At 46.2% G+C, this 17,277-nt stretch carries 12 protein-coding genes; 5 read left to right on the top strand and 7 right to left on the bottom strand.

What is annotated here, in order from left to right:
- Window positions 1-35: 35 nt before the first annotated feature.
- Window positions 36-1,358, bottom strand: coding sequence for an MFS transporter (locus ACESLK_RS22250; RefSeq protein WP_373231911.1), 1,323 nt, complete (start codon window positions 1,356-1,358; stop codon window positions 36-38).
- A gap of 501 nt (window positions 1,359-1,859) precedes the next feature.
- Here ACESLK_RS22250 and ACESLK_RS22245 point away from each other — a divergent pair.
- The gene (locus tag ACESLK_RS22245; RefSeq protein WP_373231910.1) at window positions 1,860-2,777 is read left to right on the top strand and encodes an aldo/keto reductase; all 918 of its coding nucleotides are present in this window, start codon (window positions 1,860-1,862) and stop codon (window positions 2,775-2,777) included.
- A 395-nt stretch (window positions 2,778-3,172) separates the two neighbouring features.
- Here the strand turns inward: ACESLK_RS22245 and ACESLK_RS22240 are convergent, their stop codons facing one another.
- Genes ACESLK_RS22240 through ACESLK_RS22230 form a run of 3 tightly spaced genes read right to left on the bottom strand, consistent with a single transcriptional unit; the run spans window position 3,173 to window position 6,343 of the window.
- Window positions 3,173-4,903: a carbohydrate-binding domain-containing protein gene (locus ACESLK_RS22240; protein WP_373231909.1), complete on the bottom strand. Its 1,731-nt coding sequence runs from the start codon at window positions 4,901-4,903 to the stop codon at window positions 3,173-3,175.
- 22 nt (window positions 4,904-4,925) lie between these two features.
- A complete protein-coding gene (locus ACESLK_RS22235) occupies window positions 4,926-5,606 on the bottom strand; it encodes a DUF4956 domain-containing protein (protein ID WP_373231907.1) in 681 nt (226 codons plus the stop codon).
- Window positions 5,603-6,343 (bottom strand): polyphosphate polymerase domain-containing protein, encoded by a 741-nt coding sequence (locus ACESLK_RS22230; protein WP_373231906.1) that lies wholly within the window; start codon window positions 6,341-6,343, stop codon window positions 5,603-5,605. Before ACESLK_RS22230 ends, ACESLK_RS22235 begins: the two co-directional genes overlap by 4 nt.
- A 232-nt stretch (window positions 6,344-6,575) precedes the next feature.
- Between ACESLK_RS22230 and ACESLK_RS22225 the strand changes: the two genes are divergently transcribed.
- Complete coding sequence (locus tag ACESLK_RS22225; protein WP_373231905.1) at window positions 6,576-7,253, top strand: response regulator transcription factor; 678 nt, start codon at window positions 6,576-6,578, stop codon at window positions 7,251-7,253.
- Window positions 7,253-8,518: a sensor histidine kinase gene (locus ACESLK_RS22220; protein ID WP_373231904.1), complete on the top strand. Its 1,266-nt coding sequence runs from the start codon at window positions 7,253-7,255 to the stop codon at window positions 8,516-8,518. The genes ACESLK_RS22225 and ACESLK_RS22220 overlap by 1 nt, the downstream gene beginning before the upstream one ends.
- Here the strand turns inward: ACESLK_RS22220 and ACESLK_RS22215 are convergent.
- From ACESLK_RS22215 to ACESLK_RS22205, 3 genes are all read right to left on the bottom strand, one after another.
- Window positions 8,504-10,666, bottom strand: coding sequence for an ATP-binding cassette domain-containing protein (locus ACESLK_RS22215; RefSeq protein ID WP_373231903.1), 2,163 nt, complete (start codon window positions 10,664-10,666; stop codon window positions 8,504-8,506). The two genes, ACESLK_RS22220 and ACESLK_RS22215, sit on opposite strands and share 15 nt — an antisense overlap.
- A gap of 195 nt (window positions 10,667-10,861) precedes the next feature.
- A complete protein-coding gene (locus ACESLK_RS22210; protein ID WP_373231902.1) occupies window positions 10,862-13,054 on the bottom strand; it encodes a S8 family serine peptidase in 2,193 nt (730 codons plus the stop codon).
- A 368-nt stretch (window positions 13,055-13,422) separates the two neighbouring features.
- Window positions 13,423-15,201 (bottom strand): DUF5050 domain-containing protein, encoded by a 1,779-nt coding sequence (locus ACESLK_RS22205; RefSeq protein ID WP_373231901.1) that lies wholly within the window; start codon window positions 15,199-15,201, stop codon window positions 13,423-13,425.
- Between the two features lie 173 nt (window positions 15,202-15,374).
- Between ACESLK_RS22205 and ACESLK_RS22200 the strand changes: the two genes are divergently transcribed.
- Together ACESLK_RS22200 and ACESLK_RS22195 are read left to right on the top strand one after the other, a co-directional pair.
- Window positions 15,375-15,818 carry a carboxymuconolactone decarboxylase family protein gene (locus ACESLK_RS22200; RefSeq protein ID WP_373231900.1) on the top strand — a complete coding sequence of 148 codons (444 nt, stop codon included), beginning with the start codon at window positions 15,375-15,377 and terminating at the stop codon, window positions 15,816-15,818.
- Window positions 15,819-15,920: 102 nt separating this feature from the next.
- Complete coding sequence (locus ACESLK_RS22195; protein WP_373231899.1) at window positions 15,921-16,841, top strand: sigma-70 family RNA polymerase sigma factor; 921 nt, start codon at window positions 15,921-15,923, stop codon at window positions 16,839-16,841.
- Window positions 16,842-17,277: the final 436 nt, after the last annotated feature.

The raw sequence follows: 17,277 nt of genomic DNA, 5'->3' as shown, positions 1-17,277 counted from the left end.
ACCCTTTATGGATTATTTGCAAGATCGGCAAGGAGTTAGTTTATCATATTTTTGGGTATCTCCATTTTTCGACTGCTGCGAGACCAGATAACGACTGGTATCAGTAACAGTGAAAGGATGCCCCCGGCAAGTGAGAGTGTAGCATAACTGGAATGGGCTACAACCATGCCAGAAAGTCCGCCGCCCGATGCCCCCGCTAAAGCAATCAAGACATCAACATTTCCTTGAGTTCTGGCACGAGTGGCTGGATGAGTCGCATCCACGATAAGCGCTGTGCCGCTAATTAAGCCAAAGTTCCAACCAAGACCTAGCAGCGCCAGAACAGTAATGAGTAATAACATGGAATCGGCAGGTACAAGAGCAGCAAGAATGCAAGCAGTTAATAGAATAATTCCTGAAGCAAACGACATTGCAGTACGTCCGACCTTATCAACGAGTACACCCGACACAAGGGAGGGAAGGAACATCGCGCCGATATGAATACTGATGACTAGCCCTACCTCAGCCAAGCCATATCCATGGTGAATCATGTGAATTGGCGTCATTGTCATAATGGCGACCATAACGATCTGGGTTAATATCATTACTGTGACCCCAACAATGATCCCTCGGTTGTTTGTCGCTTGTATATTCGATTTCGTGTCTGAGACGTGCCCTTGATCCTTTTCCTGCGCTTCGGCGATTGCTTTGGCAACGATGAATGGGTCTGGGCGGAGAAAAGCCAGTAGTACCAGACCAGCAAGGATAAAGGCTGCTCCAGCCAGTATGAAAGGACCGGCTAGGGCTGGGACATCAAGCGAAGCGGCGAACCTGCCCATTACATCAACCAAGTTCGGACCCCCAACAGCACCGAATGTAGTTGAAACCAATGCAATACTGACTGCAGTTCCACGTTGTTTAGGCTTTGCTAAGTCTGTACCCGCATAGCGTGCTTGTAAGTTTGTAGAAGTGCCTGCCCCATAGAGAAGTAACGAAGCAAAAAGAAGTGGAATATTGTCACCTACAGCTGCAATGACTACCCCGATCGCACCAATGCCTCCAGCCAAGAATCCTGTCGCGAGTCCAATGCGGCGTCCTAAACGTTGAGAAAGTCGCCCAACAATCAGTGCGGCCGCAGCAGAACCAAGAGTAATCAACGCCGAAGGAATACCTGCAAAACTGTCGGCACCCAACATATCCTGAGCTAGGAGTGCTCCGACAGTTACTCCTGCCGCAAGCCCTGCACCGCCGAAAATTTGCGACATGACAACAATAAGCAAAGTCCGTTTATATAACCGCTCCTGCATTTCTAAGGAATCGATGTATGCTCGTAAATTGGATGTTGGGCTTTCTATTGTACCATCGGGTTCATGCGACATCCCTCAGAACCGCCTCTCTAATTTATATTCTTCACTGATAGGTTACCAATCTGTTCTTATTGTATATGAATTTTCATACAGAATTAAGCAGAATATCGTTGCCGAGTCTAATGTGTATGATTTTTCAAATAGAATTAAGCAGAATGTCGTAGCAGGGATTATTGTGTATGAAATTTCATACACAATTTAGTAGAATGTTGGTTATTGAAAAACACAATTTCACTACCAGAAGTACGAAAATTAGTTGGTTTACGTGGTCTATTACTGTAGAGGGTGGCTTGCTACTTATGACTGAGTTGGGCGTTCCAACTCGTGTGCGCATAGATTGCTTCTCAACGAGCTGAGTTAGTTGTTGATTATGAGGGAGAAGTGTAAGAGGTTACTTTGCATTTACTTACTATATAAAATTTCAGCTCTTATGAAAGACTATTCCTTCGGTTATACTTTTCCTGCGACAAGCCAATCAATCACATTACCCAATCACTAAGGAGGACATAAATCATGAGGACAATGAAACTAGGAAACAGCACATTAGAGGTGCCGGTCGTTGCAGTCGGCTGCATGCGTATTAATTCCCTTGGGAAAACCGAATCCGAACGTTTTGTCCAAACTGCGCTGGAAGAAGGAGCGAATTTCTTCGACCATGCGGATATATACGGCGGTGGAACCTGTGAGGAAATATTCGCGGATGCCATTCATATGAATGCGAATATTCGCGAGAAGATCATCCTGCAATCCAAGTGCGGCATTCGTAAGGGAATGTTCGACTTTTCCAAAGAACATATTTTAGAATCGGTGGACGGGATTTTGAAGCGGCTAAAAACCGATTATCTGGACATTCTGCTTCTGCACCGTCCGGATACGCTGGTAGAACCGGAAGAAGTGGCGGAGGCTTTTAATCTTCTTGAAAGCTCGGGCAAAGTACGCCATTTCGGTGTATCCAATCAGACTCCAATGCAGATCCAGCTGCTGAAGAAGTCGGTGAAGCAGCCGCTTGTTGCCAACCAACTGCAATTAAGTATCACGAACGCCACGATGATCACTCAAGGCTTTAATGTGAATATGGAGAATGATGCCGCCGTTAACCGTGATGGCCTCATACTGGATTATTGCAGACTGAACGATATCACTATACAGCCTTGGTCGCCTTTCCAGTATGGATTCTTTGAGGGCGTATTCCTCGATAACGACAAGTTCCCGGAATTGAATCAAAAGATCGATGAAATCGCAAATAAATACGAAGTTAGCAACACGACGATTGCCATCGCATGGCTTTTACGCCATCCCGCACACATGCAACCAGTCATTGGCACAATGAATATCGACCGGTTAAAAGATTGCTGTAAGGCAAGCGAAGTTCAACTGACGCGCGAAGAGTGGTACGGTATATATCGTGCGGCAGGTAATGTGCTTCCGTAAATGCGCATTATAGAACAAAGTTTTTTTATGTTCAAGTGAGTGTTTCATTCAGTTAGTGTTTCATTCAATTGTGCCATTTTGATGGAGGATTCTTTTCGGTGTTTTCTCACTTCTTTATGACGATATCCCGTTCGCCCGATCTTCTCGAACCCCTATATGGAAATATCCCCCTTTGCTCAGAAGCTGAATAATAATCGAACAAGTCATCCCCTCCCTGAGTCGAAGGGATATCGTCATTAAGCACCGAATTATACGTGATCACAGCTCGTGCTTTCAATCGTTTTTTGAATCAATTAGCGGTAGAAATATAACTAATCTCTGAAACCTATATGGCTAGAAAAAACCTCCGAATCCATTATTTAAAATGGAGCCGGAGGTTCTTTATGGATTGTTAATTACTGCGCCATATTCGGCTGTTCCCCGTTAGGCGGCATTCTCCCTCCGCCTCCACCCTGCCTTGGACCGCCCATTCCGGCATTGCCGCCGGGTCCTCCCATCCCGCTTCTGGCTTCGGTCACTCCCGACTCGTTCAACCAGGTAACAATGGTTGATGCCTCAAACTCGACTACCTTCGTCCCGTCCTTATATTCGCCGCCGTCGTAAAGACCGTTCGCTTCACTGCCAGTCGACGTTCCTCCCGAGTAAAGGATGTAAGAAGCATCCTTCTTCAAGCTCGGCGAGCTGATAAACACGGACTGATAATTTTTCGATGGCGCGAAGGTGATGATGTCATTTCCTTCGCTATCTTCCAAATGAGCAATCGTGCCTGCTTGCTGGTTCTGAGGATAAGTCATCAGAATACCATATTGCGTCGATTGCTCGGACATAGCTTGAGCCATACCGGAGCTTCCAGCGGCAACGAGGAATCCGCCCGTCATTACAAAGGTGCCATCGTAATCTAAGGCGCCATTGCCACTATTAGTCGGACCATTAACAATAGCTGTACCGCCAGTCATCTCAATCGAACCGTTCGCATCCAATCCGTCGCCTTGCGAATTAACGGTTAAATATCCTCCGCTAATCGTAAGCTTGTTGCTTGATGCGGAACCATCAACTCCACCTGCTACATTCACCCCATCATCGCTGGCAACAAGACTGATCTTACCCTCCGAAATAACGATCGTAGAAGCTTCGATCCCTTCATTGCTCTTGGTAATATCGATCGTTCCTCCCGCGATAGCGATTGAGACATCCGCATGAATCCCATCATCGTCCGCAGCGATTTCGATATCGCCGCCAAAGATTTGAATGCCGCCGCTGCTGTGCATGGCATCTTCAACTGAACGAATGTTAAACGAACCGCCCTCTATGGCTATGATGCCCAGGGAATCTACCTCATCGTTTGATGTTTTGATGCCGTGTCCTCCCGCTTCAATCGTAACATTACCTTCTTGGACTGCGACCAGATCACGTCCCAACAGCCCATCGTCAACAGCGTGGATCTCAATGGCTCCTCCCGTTATTCTCAGCTCATCCTTACTCACGATCCCGTTATTATAATTACCTTGAACGATCAGCCTTCCAGTGCCGTTGAATGTCAGACCGTCATGGCTGAATATTGCTGCATTCGGTTCATCCGTGGTTGCATCCGGGTATACGTAGGTTGCTCCATCCGAGACCAGGTTTTCTGTTCCCTCCTGCAAAGTAATGATCGTCTTGCCCGCTTCCTTCACGTAGATCGGCGAGGTGCTGCTATTATGAAGCTCCGTTCCGTTTAACACCAAGCGAACGGTCCCCTTATCCTGCACATCTACAACGATTTGACCGTCATCAAGCTTTCCGCTCAACACATAGGTTCCAGCCGACGTAATCGTAATCGTACTGTCTTTCGCCTCTGCCCCTGAACCATCTATGCTTGCACCGGTACCATTCAGCTTGATTTCGGTCGGATTCGCCGAAGTCCAGTCCGTGTAAGCATCATCGGCAGCAAACTCGACCTTATCGTTCAGATCGATGCTGGCTACCTGCTCACCAGAGGTGGATTCATTCATCTGAACCTCTGTTACTTCGGATGAAGCCTCTGCACTTGACGTAGTAGTAGTTGTGAAATTATCGCTGCATGCCGATATCAGAGCGGCGCATAAAAGAATAACCCCTAATTTTTTACTCATCCATAGCTTTTTCATTGTTCATCTTTCCTCTCTCATTTTAGTATTCTGAAGCGGTGGGACTCATCGTTAAGGTGATATCCAGATTCCCGTTCCTGCACCTGATGGCATCGAGAAATTCTTTCTGGTTCGTGAGATGGTCGATCGTAACCGCATATACCAGCTCATACAGACTGCCCAGCTCGGTCGTTCTAACTTTTCTCAACTCGTAATCGATCTTGAATAGCTTGAAGATCTCGTCGAAGGCTTCCTCGTACCCCAGATTTTCCGGGATCGTGATTTTAAGTAATTTCTGTGCCGCTTTTTTGGCCCCGAAGTTAATAACTTTCAGGAAGAACATCAGCATGCAGAGGGATACTGTGAACAATACGGCGTAACCGAACGATCCGACGCCGCATGCGAGTCCGGCTGCCATTGTAAACAATACGAACGCGATATCCTTCGGATCTCCCGGCGCGCTTCTGAACCGAATAATGGAAAAGGCTCCTGCAAGACTAAAGGCTCTTGCAATGTTGTTGCCGATCAGCAGGATAATGATGGCCACAATCATGGGCAGCACGATCATCGTCAAAACGAAATTCTGTGTATACCCGACCTGCGTTTTCATATAAGTAAAGCTAATGATCGCGCCTAAAGCGATAGAAATGAAGATGGTTAACAAAGCATGGGTTAATGTTAATTCCGAACCTGTTGTCGTCGAAGCGAAAATGGATTCAATCATAAAAGAATTCTCTCCCTCTCTATTTTTCCGTTCGCAAGCATTTTTTTGTATTCGTTGCCGTACTTGGAGAAGCTCGTCCTAAATATTCCGAGCTCCGACAGCATCCTGGAAAGCCAGATCGGTATCGTTTTCTCCGCCTTCACTTCCATCAGCCACTGACCGCGGCTCAGCAACTCTTCCCCGTAGTCGCCGCTTTCAAGCTTAACGTCATACCGTCTGGATCTGATATTCGTATCGAACGTAATCCGTAAATCCCGGTTATTCTTGCAGAACAGCGCGATTCGGTCATAAGCCAGATACAATTTCGGCTGTAAGTCGTACCGCTGCAGGAAGTACTGGATTTCCTGGATTACTTGCTTGTTCATACCCTCCCTGAATTCCGGCTCCGCTCCCGTTCGGACGAAATCATAAGCCTCGCTAAGCTTCAGTGCCGTCCTTCTTTTGTTCACTAAGCCGAACACCTTCTTCTTAAGCTCCAAGTACACCTTTGCGTCTTTCTCCGGAATACTGTAAGCTCTTATTCGGAGCTTCTCCCTGTACTTCGGCTTCGCCAGGCTATTTCGGATCAAGGAATCATGCTCGGTATCGTAATAAATGTTGCTGATGGAATAGAACTTATCGTGCTTGTTATATTCATCCAGCTCCATATATTCGAGCAATCCGTTATAAATGATGTAAAATGTCTTGCTGTCCATTAGATACTTGCTTTCATATCGGTTGAACACCTCGATCGCCATCGTTCTCGCGCTCCTTTCATGTGGGCGAATGTTCGCCGTTCCATGACTGTATCTTAGAGCCGGAACCTTTAATGAATCTTAAATATCCGATAACAATCCGATAACTTTCTGAAAACAATTCGTTTTTTCTTCATGGCGCGAACTCATGCTAATATTAAGGTTGATTAAAGGTTCGATTAATATAATGGTCTTGAAAGAGGCTTTACCATGATTACGCGAAGGGGAAGCGACCATGAGAATATTAATTGTAGAAGATGAGGTTCATCTAGCGGAGGCGTTAACCCAAATCTTAAAGAAGCATAATTACTCCGTCGATGCCGTTCATGATGGACAATCGGGGCTGGATAACGCGCTAAGCGGCATATATGATTGTCTACTGCTCGATATCATGCTGCCTGAAATGGATGGCATCACACTATTGAAGACGATTCGGGGCAAAGGGATCTCAACGCCCGTTATTCTGCTTACCGCCAAAGGGGAAATTTCCGACAAAATCTCCGGGCTCGATTACGGCGCGGACGATTATATAGCCAAACCGTTCTCGACAGAGGAACTATTGGCAAGAATAAGGGCGGCTTTAAGGCGCAGGGGCGAGGTAGTACCGGAGGATGCGTTAAAGCTTGGAGATATTGATTTAAACACGGGGAATCTTAAGCTCACATGCAAAGGAAAGGAGCTCAAGCTGATCTTAAAGGAAAGCGAGCTGCTTGAGCTGCTGATGTCGAGGAAAAATGCGGTGACCTCCAAGGAGCAGATTATCGAGAAGCTATGGGGCTTCGATTCAGAGGTTGAACATAATAACGTAGAGGTTTATATCTCTTTCATAAGAAAAAAACTCACCTTCCTGAATTCATCGGTCCGAATAAATACTATCAGAGGCGTAGGTTATGTATTGGAGGTGGCCTCGTAATGTTCAATAAACTCCGGAATCGGTTTCTTATCGTTAACTTGGTTATCATCTCATTCATGATGCTCTTGTCTTTCGCTTCTATTTACACGATTACCTATCAGAACGTTCGCAGAGATATCGATATGGAGCTGCACAAGGTATCGGATTTCTCCCGCAAGTCTGACGGGAATTTCGGAGAGCAGCGACAGGGAGGAGGCCATCCCCCGCAGGAGTCGACGGGTAGTACGAACCCGCAGCAAGAACGCTCGATCTCCTTCTCCTTGCAAACAGACGAGGAGTGGAATATTACGGTCACAAACTCCCGATTCAATATGGACAGCGATTTCTATGAACTTGCAATTAATAAAGCCTCCTCCAATCATTCGGATAATGGCCAATTTAACCTGGACGGAAATAGATGGGCTTATCTCACACAAAAGAATGAAGCAGGGTATTTCATCACATTCCTTGACGTCACCGCCCAGCAGAAAATCGTTACGAATCTCGTGTATACGTTCCTTGTTGTCGGATTGGTTATGCTTATCGTCATCTACTTTACGAGCCGATTTTTCGCCAACCGCTCCATTGCTCCAGTGAAGGAAGCATTCAATAAGCAGAAGCAGTTTATCGCCGATGCTTCCCATGAATTGAAAACGCCGTTAGCCGTCATTAACACCAATGCAGACGTCCTCTTGTCCAACAGCGAAGACACGATACACAATCAATCGAAATGGCTGCATCGGATTAAATCGGAAACAGATAGAATGAAGACGCTGACTAACGATCTCCTGTACCTGACCGAAATGGACGATTCCAGAGCCCGCATGATCTTTACTAACTTTAATGTGAGCGAAGCCGTCGAAAGCGTCGTTCTGACTATGGAAGCCGTTATTTTCGAAAAAAGTATTTCACTCAGCTATGAGATTGAACCTGACTTAACCGTACGCGGCAACAGCGAGCAAATCAAGCAGGTGGTCATGATCCTATTGGATAATAGCATCAAGTACACCAGCCCTAAGGGTTCTATAGCTGTCGCGCTCAGAAAGCGACATAACGATATTCTGCTATCGGTGACCAATTCCGGCGAAGGTATCCCGCCCGAGCATCTGGAAAGAATCTTCGATCGCTTCTACCGCGTTGATCAATCCCGATCACGTAAGCATGGCGGGTATGGCCTCGGTCTAGCGATAGCTAAATCCATTGTTGAGCAGCATAAAGGGAAAATTTACGCAAAAAGCGTGCTGAACGAGGCTACGACGTTTTATGTTCAATTATCGATGAATTAAGATCCGTTCCGCATAGCTGTTCTCTAGCCGCAGTTTTAACTGTGGAGAATGTTCAATGGCCTCCTGGAACCATTCTCGATGCATCGTCAATAACACGCAAGGAGTCAAGGTTCGGATCGTCGCCGTCCTCGGAATTTGCTTCAACAGAGCCATTTCTCCGAAATGATCCCCGTCCTCCAACACGGCAAGCGAACGATCTTCTTCAAATCCGCTATGCTGCAGCACCTCAACCTGCCCTCTGACAATGATGTAGAATCGGTTACCTTCTTCCCCTTGCTTCATGATCGTGACACCGGCTTCCACTTTTTCCGTTACAAGTCTCTTTTGGATTTCCGCAAGCTCTATTTCATCAAGGCTTTGGAACAATGGAATTAGCTTCAGCCGCTCCGGCAAAATGTCGGCGCTTGTCCCGTCATCGCTAATGACAAACCCGCTTTGCTTGGACCATAAATTCTGATATACGCTGCAGTTCTTTAACAATTCAGAGTGGGTACCGACTCCTGCCAGCTCACCCTTATGCATGACAAAAATACGATTCGTATGCTCTATCGTCTGTAAGCGGTGGGTAACGGAGATGATCGTTGCTGAATCGCTGATCCTGCCTAGTGAATCGTTAATCGCTTGTTCCGTTCCGGGGTCAAGCGCAGACGAGGCTTCGTCCAGCAGGAGGATGGACGAATTTCGTACGAACGCTCGGGCTAGAGCAATCCGCTGCTTCTGACCTCCCGAGAGAAACCGTCCCCGCTCGCCTACCATAGCCTCATAACCTCCTGGCTGTGAGGCGATCCATTCATGAATGTCCGCCGATTTCGCAGCTGCCTCGACTTCCTCATCCGTAGCCGTAAGTCTGCCGACCCGAATATTTTCGCGTAAGCTGCTATTAAACAACACGATTTCCTGAGGAACGTAGGCGATCATCCTGCGATAAGCATCTAGAGGCAGGTCTCGCACATCGATTCCGTCCATGAGGATAGAGCCTTCATTCGGTTCATAGTATCTCATCAACAGGTTGACGATCGAGGTTTTGCCCGAGCCACTGGAGCCGACAACCGAACAATGCATTCCATGGGGGAAGGTCAGGTTAATATTATTTAATGATTTGGAAAACTCCGTATATCCGAAGGAGACATGGGACAACTCCAGCTCACTAGATAGCATCGGTATCGGACTTATCGTTTCCGTTAGCTCCGCGGGATTAGTCTGCTGGCTTAATATCACTCTGCTAAGCCGTCCCCAACTAAGAGTCGCCTGCACAAACTGCGGAAAATACCGGGTCAGGGAGGAGGCGTAGCTGCTGATGCGCAGATAAAAGCTCTGAAAGGATACCAGTATGCCGATGGTCATTAAGTCGTACCTGCTCAGATAAGCTCCGACAGCTATGAGGGTTACGTTGAGCATTAGCAGCGCAATGGCTACTGATTTACCCATCATCGTTCTTAACAACTGCGCTTTAAAGCCCATTGGAGCCACTTCGTCCGTCATTTCGACCAATCGCTTATGTTCCCAAGCTTGCAGCCCAAAGCCGCGTATGATTTGGTGAAAGGTCAAGCGGTCCAAGATAATCTCGTTGAAATTTTCTCTTGTCTTATACAAATCGCTTGCGTCCATAACACTTCGGTTCATTAACTTCGGAATAATAAAGCATATGGGAAGGCCGACAATCAGCAAGAGGAAAAACCATTTGTTCATCACATACAACAGGGTTAGGGAGAAAAGAAGTCCAAGTCCAGCATTTATAACCGATATAAGCGCCAGGAATGTCGCATGCATCGTATTCAAATCCGTGGACAGCCTGGCTACGACCGAGCTGGGACTTTGCCGTCTGTAGTAAGATTCCGGCAGCATCTGCATGTGTCTGAAAATGCGGTACCGCAGCTCATCCTGCATTCGCAAACCTGTCTTCAGCAAGATGGTGTCTGCAGCTAGATCCGCACCAGATGAGAGGATGGCCCCTGCGACTAAATAAGATAGGAATAAAATAAGCTTGTCGAATTGTCGAGGAATGAGAATATCGTCAATGAGGGTTTTGAAGCTATAGGAGAACGTTACCTGATAGGCAAGCGTGATGATCATGAGCAAGAATAACGTCGCCGACTGCCAAGGATATCGTGCGAATTGAACAAAAAGAAACTTTAGCATATCTTTCATTGCGACGGGCTCCTCGCAACCTATATATTGCTAGCTTCTTCTCTATTTCGACACGATGAGCATATTCCCTTTTTCTTCCGGTACCGGAACCGACGTCCCCACATTACTTGGGGACGCCCGGGTCCAGTCTCGGTCAATCATTTTGACCAAATTAATCGCATCGACAATTTCAGCCTTCTATAAAAATCCTCAACTTTAGCGGTTATAATCTATTACATATAGGTAAGGGATTCGAATATTTCCTTTAGCAGAGCTTATGGTAATGTACCCGCGCTCGAATTCAGGAGTACCCTGTTGGCCGCCTGAATGGACGCCCCGGTTAAGCACGGCAACGGTAATTTCTGTGCTTCCTTTCGAAGGCACGGTTACCTCAGTTTCACTTAGACTTAAGTCATTGTCGCTACTTATTGTATAACTCAGCTCACTATCAGATGGGTTTACTAGAGTAAATGTCATCTGATAGTTTTGGTTCCCGACAGGACGAACGAGTCCGAAGCTTAAGGAGGAAGGGAATGCCATACCCGGAGAGTTCATCGCTCGGCCAAGATCAATAATACCCGCACCTACCTTAAGAGGATCTAATACATCCGTATTCGGTATAACACTGCCATCCAATCCAAATGCTGTCCCCATCAAGGCAGACTTGACTTCAGCCGGTCCCCATCCTAGTTGGTTAGCTCTACTGTAAGCCAGAAGAACGGCTGATGCACCTGCCACATGAGGAGCAGCCATCGAAGTGCCTTGATAAAGCTCATAGCCGCCGCCTACAACAGAGGAGTAGATGTTCACTCCAGGAGCAGCTATGTCAGGTTTTAATACGTAGTTTGGCGTTGGTCCCCAAGAACTAAAGTTCGCAAGTAGATTTGGGGTTGACCCAATCTCAGTTGGAGGATAGGTAATGGTAACATTCCGATCCCCTCCCCAATTGGCTAGCTCGATTCCTGCCTCATTCCCGATCATTACCGCAGGAATTAAGGCCCCGTCAGAAGACATGGGGATAGGTTCAGATACACCATCAAGCTGATAGATAATGACACCTGTGGCACCCGCGGCAGCCGCGTTGTTTATTTTTGTTGCAAAAGTACACGCCCCTCGCTGGATGACTGCAAGCTTTCCTTGCAATGGCGTTCCGCTGATTGGTGAACAAGCCAGCTTATCTCCTCCGGCAGAATCCGCCCATAGCGCATACTCACCTGACAACTCTTCTTTTACCTCTCCTCCTTGAGTGCCGGTAGCGGCAGCCGTTTTTCCATCTGATAAAGCCACGGATTTTAAGTACATAGCAAACGAATGACTATTGGTAGTCGCGGCTACCGTAATGACCTTGTCCGCAGTTCCTGGTGACCCTACAGTATAGTCTCCCGGTCCCTCATTGCCAGCTGCAATGGCGACAACTACTCCAGCATCAACGGCAGAGTTTACGGTCATGTCCAACAAATCTGCACCTTTATGAGGCGTTCCTCCAAGGCTAAGATTTAATACATCCATGCCATCGATAACAGCCTCTTCCACCGCCTTCGCAATAAATAGACTTTTTGCATCCTCCACTGTACCTGGGAATACATTATAATTTCCTAAATAGGCACCGGGTGCCACTCCACTAAGAGGTTTGCTCCCCATGGCAGGCATTGTTCCCGCTTTTCCCGCAATCGTACCCGCAACATGTGTGCCGTGGCTCTCTACCGCTTGTGCAGTTTGCCATGGCTGCTGATGGAATACTTTCGCTACGATTACCTTCGGACTGGTGAAGTTTGTATCTCCTTTAGGGAAGCCTTCGGGATATGCCATATTATCATTGGGTTGAAGGAAAGGATGGGACTGATCCACTCCGGAATCGATTACCCCGACTCTAATGTCAGCACCCGCATTACCTTGACCGCCAATCGCAGTCCATGCTTGGTTAGCATGGATTAAAGACGTACTCTCGCTCATTGCTTTACGATAGGTTGCACTATTACCCGTATTCACCGCACCTGGTCCATGGCTTATTTCTTTCAACGAAGCTCCGTTAAGCTTCAGACCAAGACCGTTAAACGTTACGGCGTATTCAGTTATTACCGTGACATGAGGAAGCTGTTTCGCTAACCATTTTTTGTAGTTTTCCCGTTGGGCTTCAAGTCTTTTCCCATACTTCGCAGACTCTTGGGAGTTCAAATTTAATTTTTGCCCCTTAGATGGTTTCGTAGATTCAAACCCTGCAATCGATCCCTCATAAGAAGCAATCGCTGCATCACCAAATTGAACAAACGCGTAATCGTTATTCTGATCAACTATTGTTGTCCGATCATCGTTGTATACCCTCGCCTGAATTGGCATGGCTGCGGTAAATAGCAAGAATAGGGTTAATAAAGCCCCGGCAATGCTCTTAATGCTCCTACTAATATTCAATATAATTCCTCCTCAAATGGTTAAAAATGTATACTAAATATTTCTAGTAAACTATTCTTTATTCCTCCGATAGATTTTGTAACATTCTGAAAAAGATTTTGCTGAAAGATATGATAAATTTTCTATAATATGTAATATATTCTGATGCCAGAAATGGTTATATAAGTATATTAAACATAATCGCGGGAATTAATCATGCCGATAATGCACACATCTGCATCTTTTTCTAAATAATTACGTCTTATAGTTCAACGACACGGTTTGGAGGAATTTCACTATGAACATTGAGCCTATATGGAAAGAGTTTTATGCACCATTAAAAAAAGGGAACAGCATAATGGCTGTTCCCTTTTTCTGTAAATACTCTGTTACTTCACTGAGTATATCCCTTCCTTATACGTCATCGTATAGACCATCCCGGCATCGGTTAATATTCCCCGATCTATGCTGTCTTTAACAAAGCGAACATTGTGACCGCCTGCATCGATCTTATATAATCCTAAATCATAGCCATTAGACACATAATAAACACCAGCTTTACCCACAAAAAATGAACTGACCGGTTTATCACTTAACTTTACTTCCTTCTCATCCTCTATATCATAGCGATATAACTCTCCTGGATCGAAAAAGCCGCCACTCAAGTTATCATTATAGTAGATGCTTCCATTAAAGAACTGCACATGCCCTGCTTTTCTTTCGACTAGAATCTGATTGTTGTTTCCATCTAGATCAACTCTCCCCAGATACCCTGTCTTTGAGTCGATATAATAAATTTTGTTGTCTTCTATCCAGAATTGTTTAGCCGCTGAGGTAAGCTTGACCTGTGTTTGATCTGCCAGATTGATTTTGTAAACGGAGCCTTCGTCTTTAGGATCGCTATCCTTATATCCTAATGTATACAGGTAGTCGTCCTTGATATATAATGCACCGTTGCCTGAAAATCTAATCCCTCCCTGGTCCTCTATAGTCCGGTAGATTCCATAGGCATATCCTGGTTGACCTATTGAGGTAACTTCTCCCGTTTTCATGTCGACCCGATTTAAATTATCATCCCCGACGGACATGTGATGAATGTCCGTATGATATATATATTCTCCTGCTTTTATATAATTAATGAAGTTTTTTGCATATACAACGTTTTTCAATGTACCATTAACAACCTTGTATAAAGTTTCACCACCCATAGTCCCATCCCCATAATGCAGGATGATATACAATTCGTTATCGATATACTTGATATCTTCCAGCCATCCGTCTCTTGGGACCCATTGATCAAGTTCAACCATTTTTCTAGACTTATTATTGGCGAAATTGAACACATCTAACTCCCATTTGTTATTCACCATAGAAACGTAATAGAGCTCGTCATTAATGAATCTCCTATTTTCTAAATCTAGGGTTCCCGGTAATTGAACTTGGACCTCCTTCTGTCCGTCTGCTTTTTTGTACATTTTGTCTATCGTACCGTTATGATTATAATCGCGCTTGAAATAGTACATGATATTACCGTATTTCGTAATAGGGAATGCGGTTTTTTGGTAATCCACCCGTTTGCGAGTATCGCTCAGTTCAGCTTTAATTTGATCCTTTATCGCTAGCGTCTGCGGATGCTGCAAATCTACGTATTCGTCACTGATTAGGATCAGTCCGTCCAGCCATTCGATTTTTTTGTCCAAAGCCTCGGATGCACTCCTTAAGGGCAGTACGATTCGGCCATTTATTCTTTGCGGTGCGATATCCAAGGTTTGCGGTTTGTTATTTACCATCATCGTTTTACTGTTTACCGTAAACTTAATGGTCTTATTTAATTTGGAGTTAGTTAAGAGCACTTCATCGGGCTTTTGAGGCTGCCAGATCGTTGCCCACATACTATTATTATGCGGATTAGATTGATCGGCGAGATAACCCATCAATCGAATCGGGACCAATACGCGTCCATTTCTCTGAACCATTTGATAATCTTCAAAAACGTCGGTTTTTTGCCCATTGATAAAGGCTTTACCTTGATAATCGTAAGGAACAATCACCATGTGGTCGAAAACTTCGTTTAATGGTTTTTTATCCGATTCTCCCGCCGCATAAGCAGATAGGGTTCCGCAAACAATACCTACACAAATGAACATAATTATCACAAAATTTTTCATTATCAATTCTCCTATTTTCACGATTATTGTATCCTCCCTCCTTACAAAACATTAGACGTCACCAAGCCCTTATAAGTTTTCCCTTTTATCATAAATCAGGGCTTACCGCCTGTCACAAATCGGATGTTTCAATTGTCTATATAGGAGAACGTGAAATTAATGGAGGAATGAATATGAAATTGCGAATGAACCACCGCGCAGCCAATCCCGCAGGCTTTCAGGCGTTGCTTAAGTTAGAAGATGCGGTGAAAAAAATGGGCCTCGATCCCGTGCTATATGAGTTAATCAAAATCAGGGCTTCGCAAATCAACGGATGCTCTTATTGCCTCGATATGCACTCAAGCGACTTGCGCAACATGGGCGAAACCGAGCAACGGTTGAACCTGATCATCGTTTGGCGCGAAGCGCCTATGTTCACTGAGAAGGAACGCGCTGTGCTCGCGCTGACCGAAGCGGTCACGCTCATTTCCGAGGCGGGCGTGCCGCAAGACATCTATGACGAGGTACGCATGCATTTCAGCGAAAGTGAGTTCGTCGCGCTGATCATGGCGATCAACGCCATCAACTGCTGGAATCGCATCGCGATCGCGACTGGCATGTTCCCAGGCTGCTTCTAAACCTGATTAACCACGCAACAAAGCCACTCTATATGGAGTGGCTTTGTTGTTGATGACACATCAATAAGATAAACTTATGTACGGATAGGAGGTCGATACGCCATGACGTCGAACCGAACGACGTTAGAAGTTGAACAATTATACCGTGAATACAAGCCGCTTCTTGCTTCCATCGCCTATCGGATGCTCGGTTCGATGAGCGAAGCCGAGGATGCGGTACAGGACGTGTTCGTCGCCGTCAGCAATCTCGGTGGGATCGACATCAAGCATCCGAAAGCCTACCTCGTCAAAATGGTCACTAACCGCATACTCAATATGATGAAAGCCGCGCCGCGTAAACGGGAAAATTATCCCGGACAATGGCTTCCGGAGCCTGTCATCGAGTTCGATTCGGAGGACGAACCGCAAGGACGTGTGCTTCGCCGCGAACGGCTCGGCTATGCCCTGCTCGTATTACTGCAAACATGCACGCCCCCGGAGCGCGCCGTGTTCGTGCTGCGTGAGTCGCTCGGGTACGATTACGCCGACATCGCCGTGATGCTGGATAAGTCCGAAGCCGCCTGCCGTAAAATCTATAGCCGCGCCGCCGCGAAGATCGGCCAACGTCCGCGCTCCGAGAACGAAGCCGCGCTCGACGCTTCGATCGACCGCTTCGTGCAATCGTTCGCTCAAGCGATCGACACTGGTCGCTTCGAGACATTCATCCAGCTGCTCACCGAAGACGCGGTGATGCTCAGCGATGGCGGCGGCATCGTGCGCGCGGCGCTTAATCCAATCGAAGGCCGCGATCGGATCGCCGCTTTCTTCGAAGGAATTGCCGGCAAAGGCTCGCTCACGGGACAGTTGCATCATGTATGGATCAGCGGACAGCGAGGACTGCTCCTTCTACGCAAAGATAAGCCCCCAGTTGCTTTCGCACTCGAGCCGGACGATAATTTCGACTCGATTCGCGCCGTTTATCTTGTCTCCAACCCGGAGAAACTTACCCGGATCAAAGGTGAAAAGGAGCTGTCTCGAAAGTAAGTAAGCTCACTTCAGGGACAGATCGCTTTTAGTTAAATGGAATTGACGAAAACGGTACGGAGCAGATCTGCATTCTTCTCCGTCCCGTTTCTTATTTGGTTACTGGTGGCCAAACGCCGAACCTCTCTATCGTTCCCCATTTGTCCTAACAAACTCTCTTCAGAACCGTGAACTGTAAAACATACCGTTAATTCAGTTATATATGTTGAACAAAATCATCTACCTGCACAACCTACATCCAATTTAACTGTTTCTGTCCTCATACCGGGAAATAAGCCATTTTACCTGTACCTTTTGCAGTAAAACTGGAAATGGCATGCGATTGATTGATAATTACTGTTTGTTTTACAGTTATTTTCTCCACATCGACTCCAATCCCCCTCTCGTCAACTCATACTGGACGATTCGCTCTCCCGCTCCTCTCGCAACGGGGGCC

It is taken from the genome of Cohnella sp., assembly GCF_041640265.1.
Classification (GTDB): Bacteria; Bacillota; Bacilli; order Paenibacillales; family Paenibacillaceae; genus Cohnella.
Note: the sequence above shows the minus strand (reverse complement) of the source record. Positions and strands in the feature narration are given on the sequence as shown.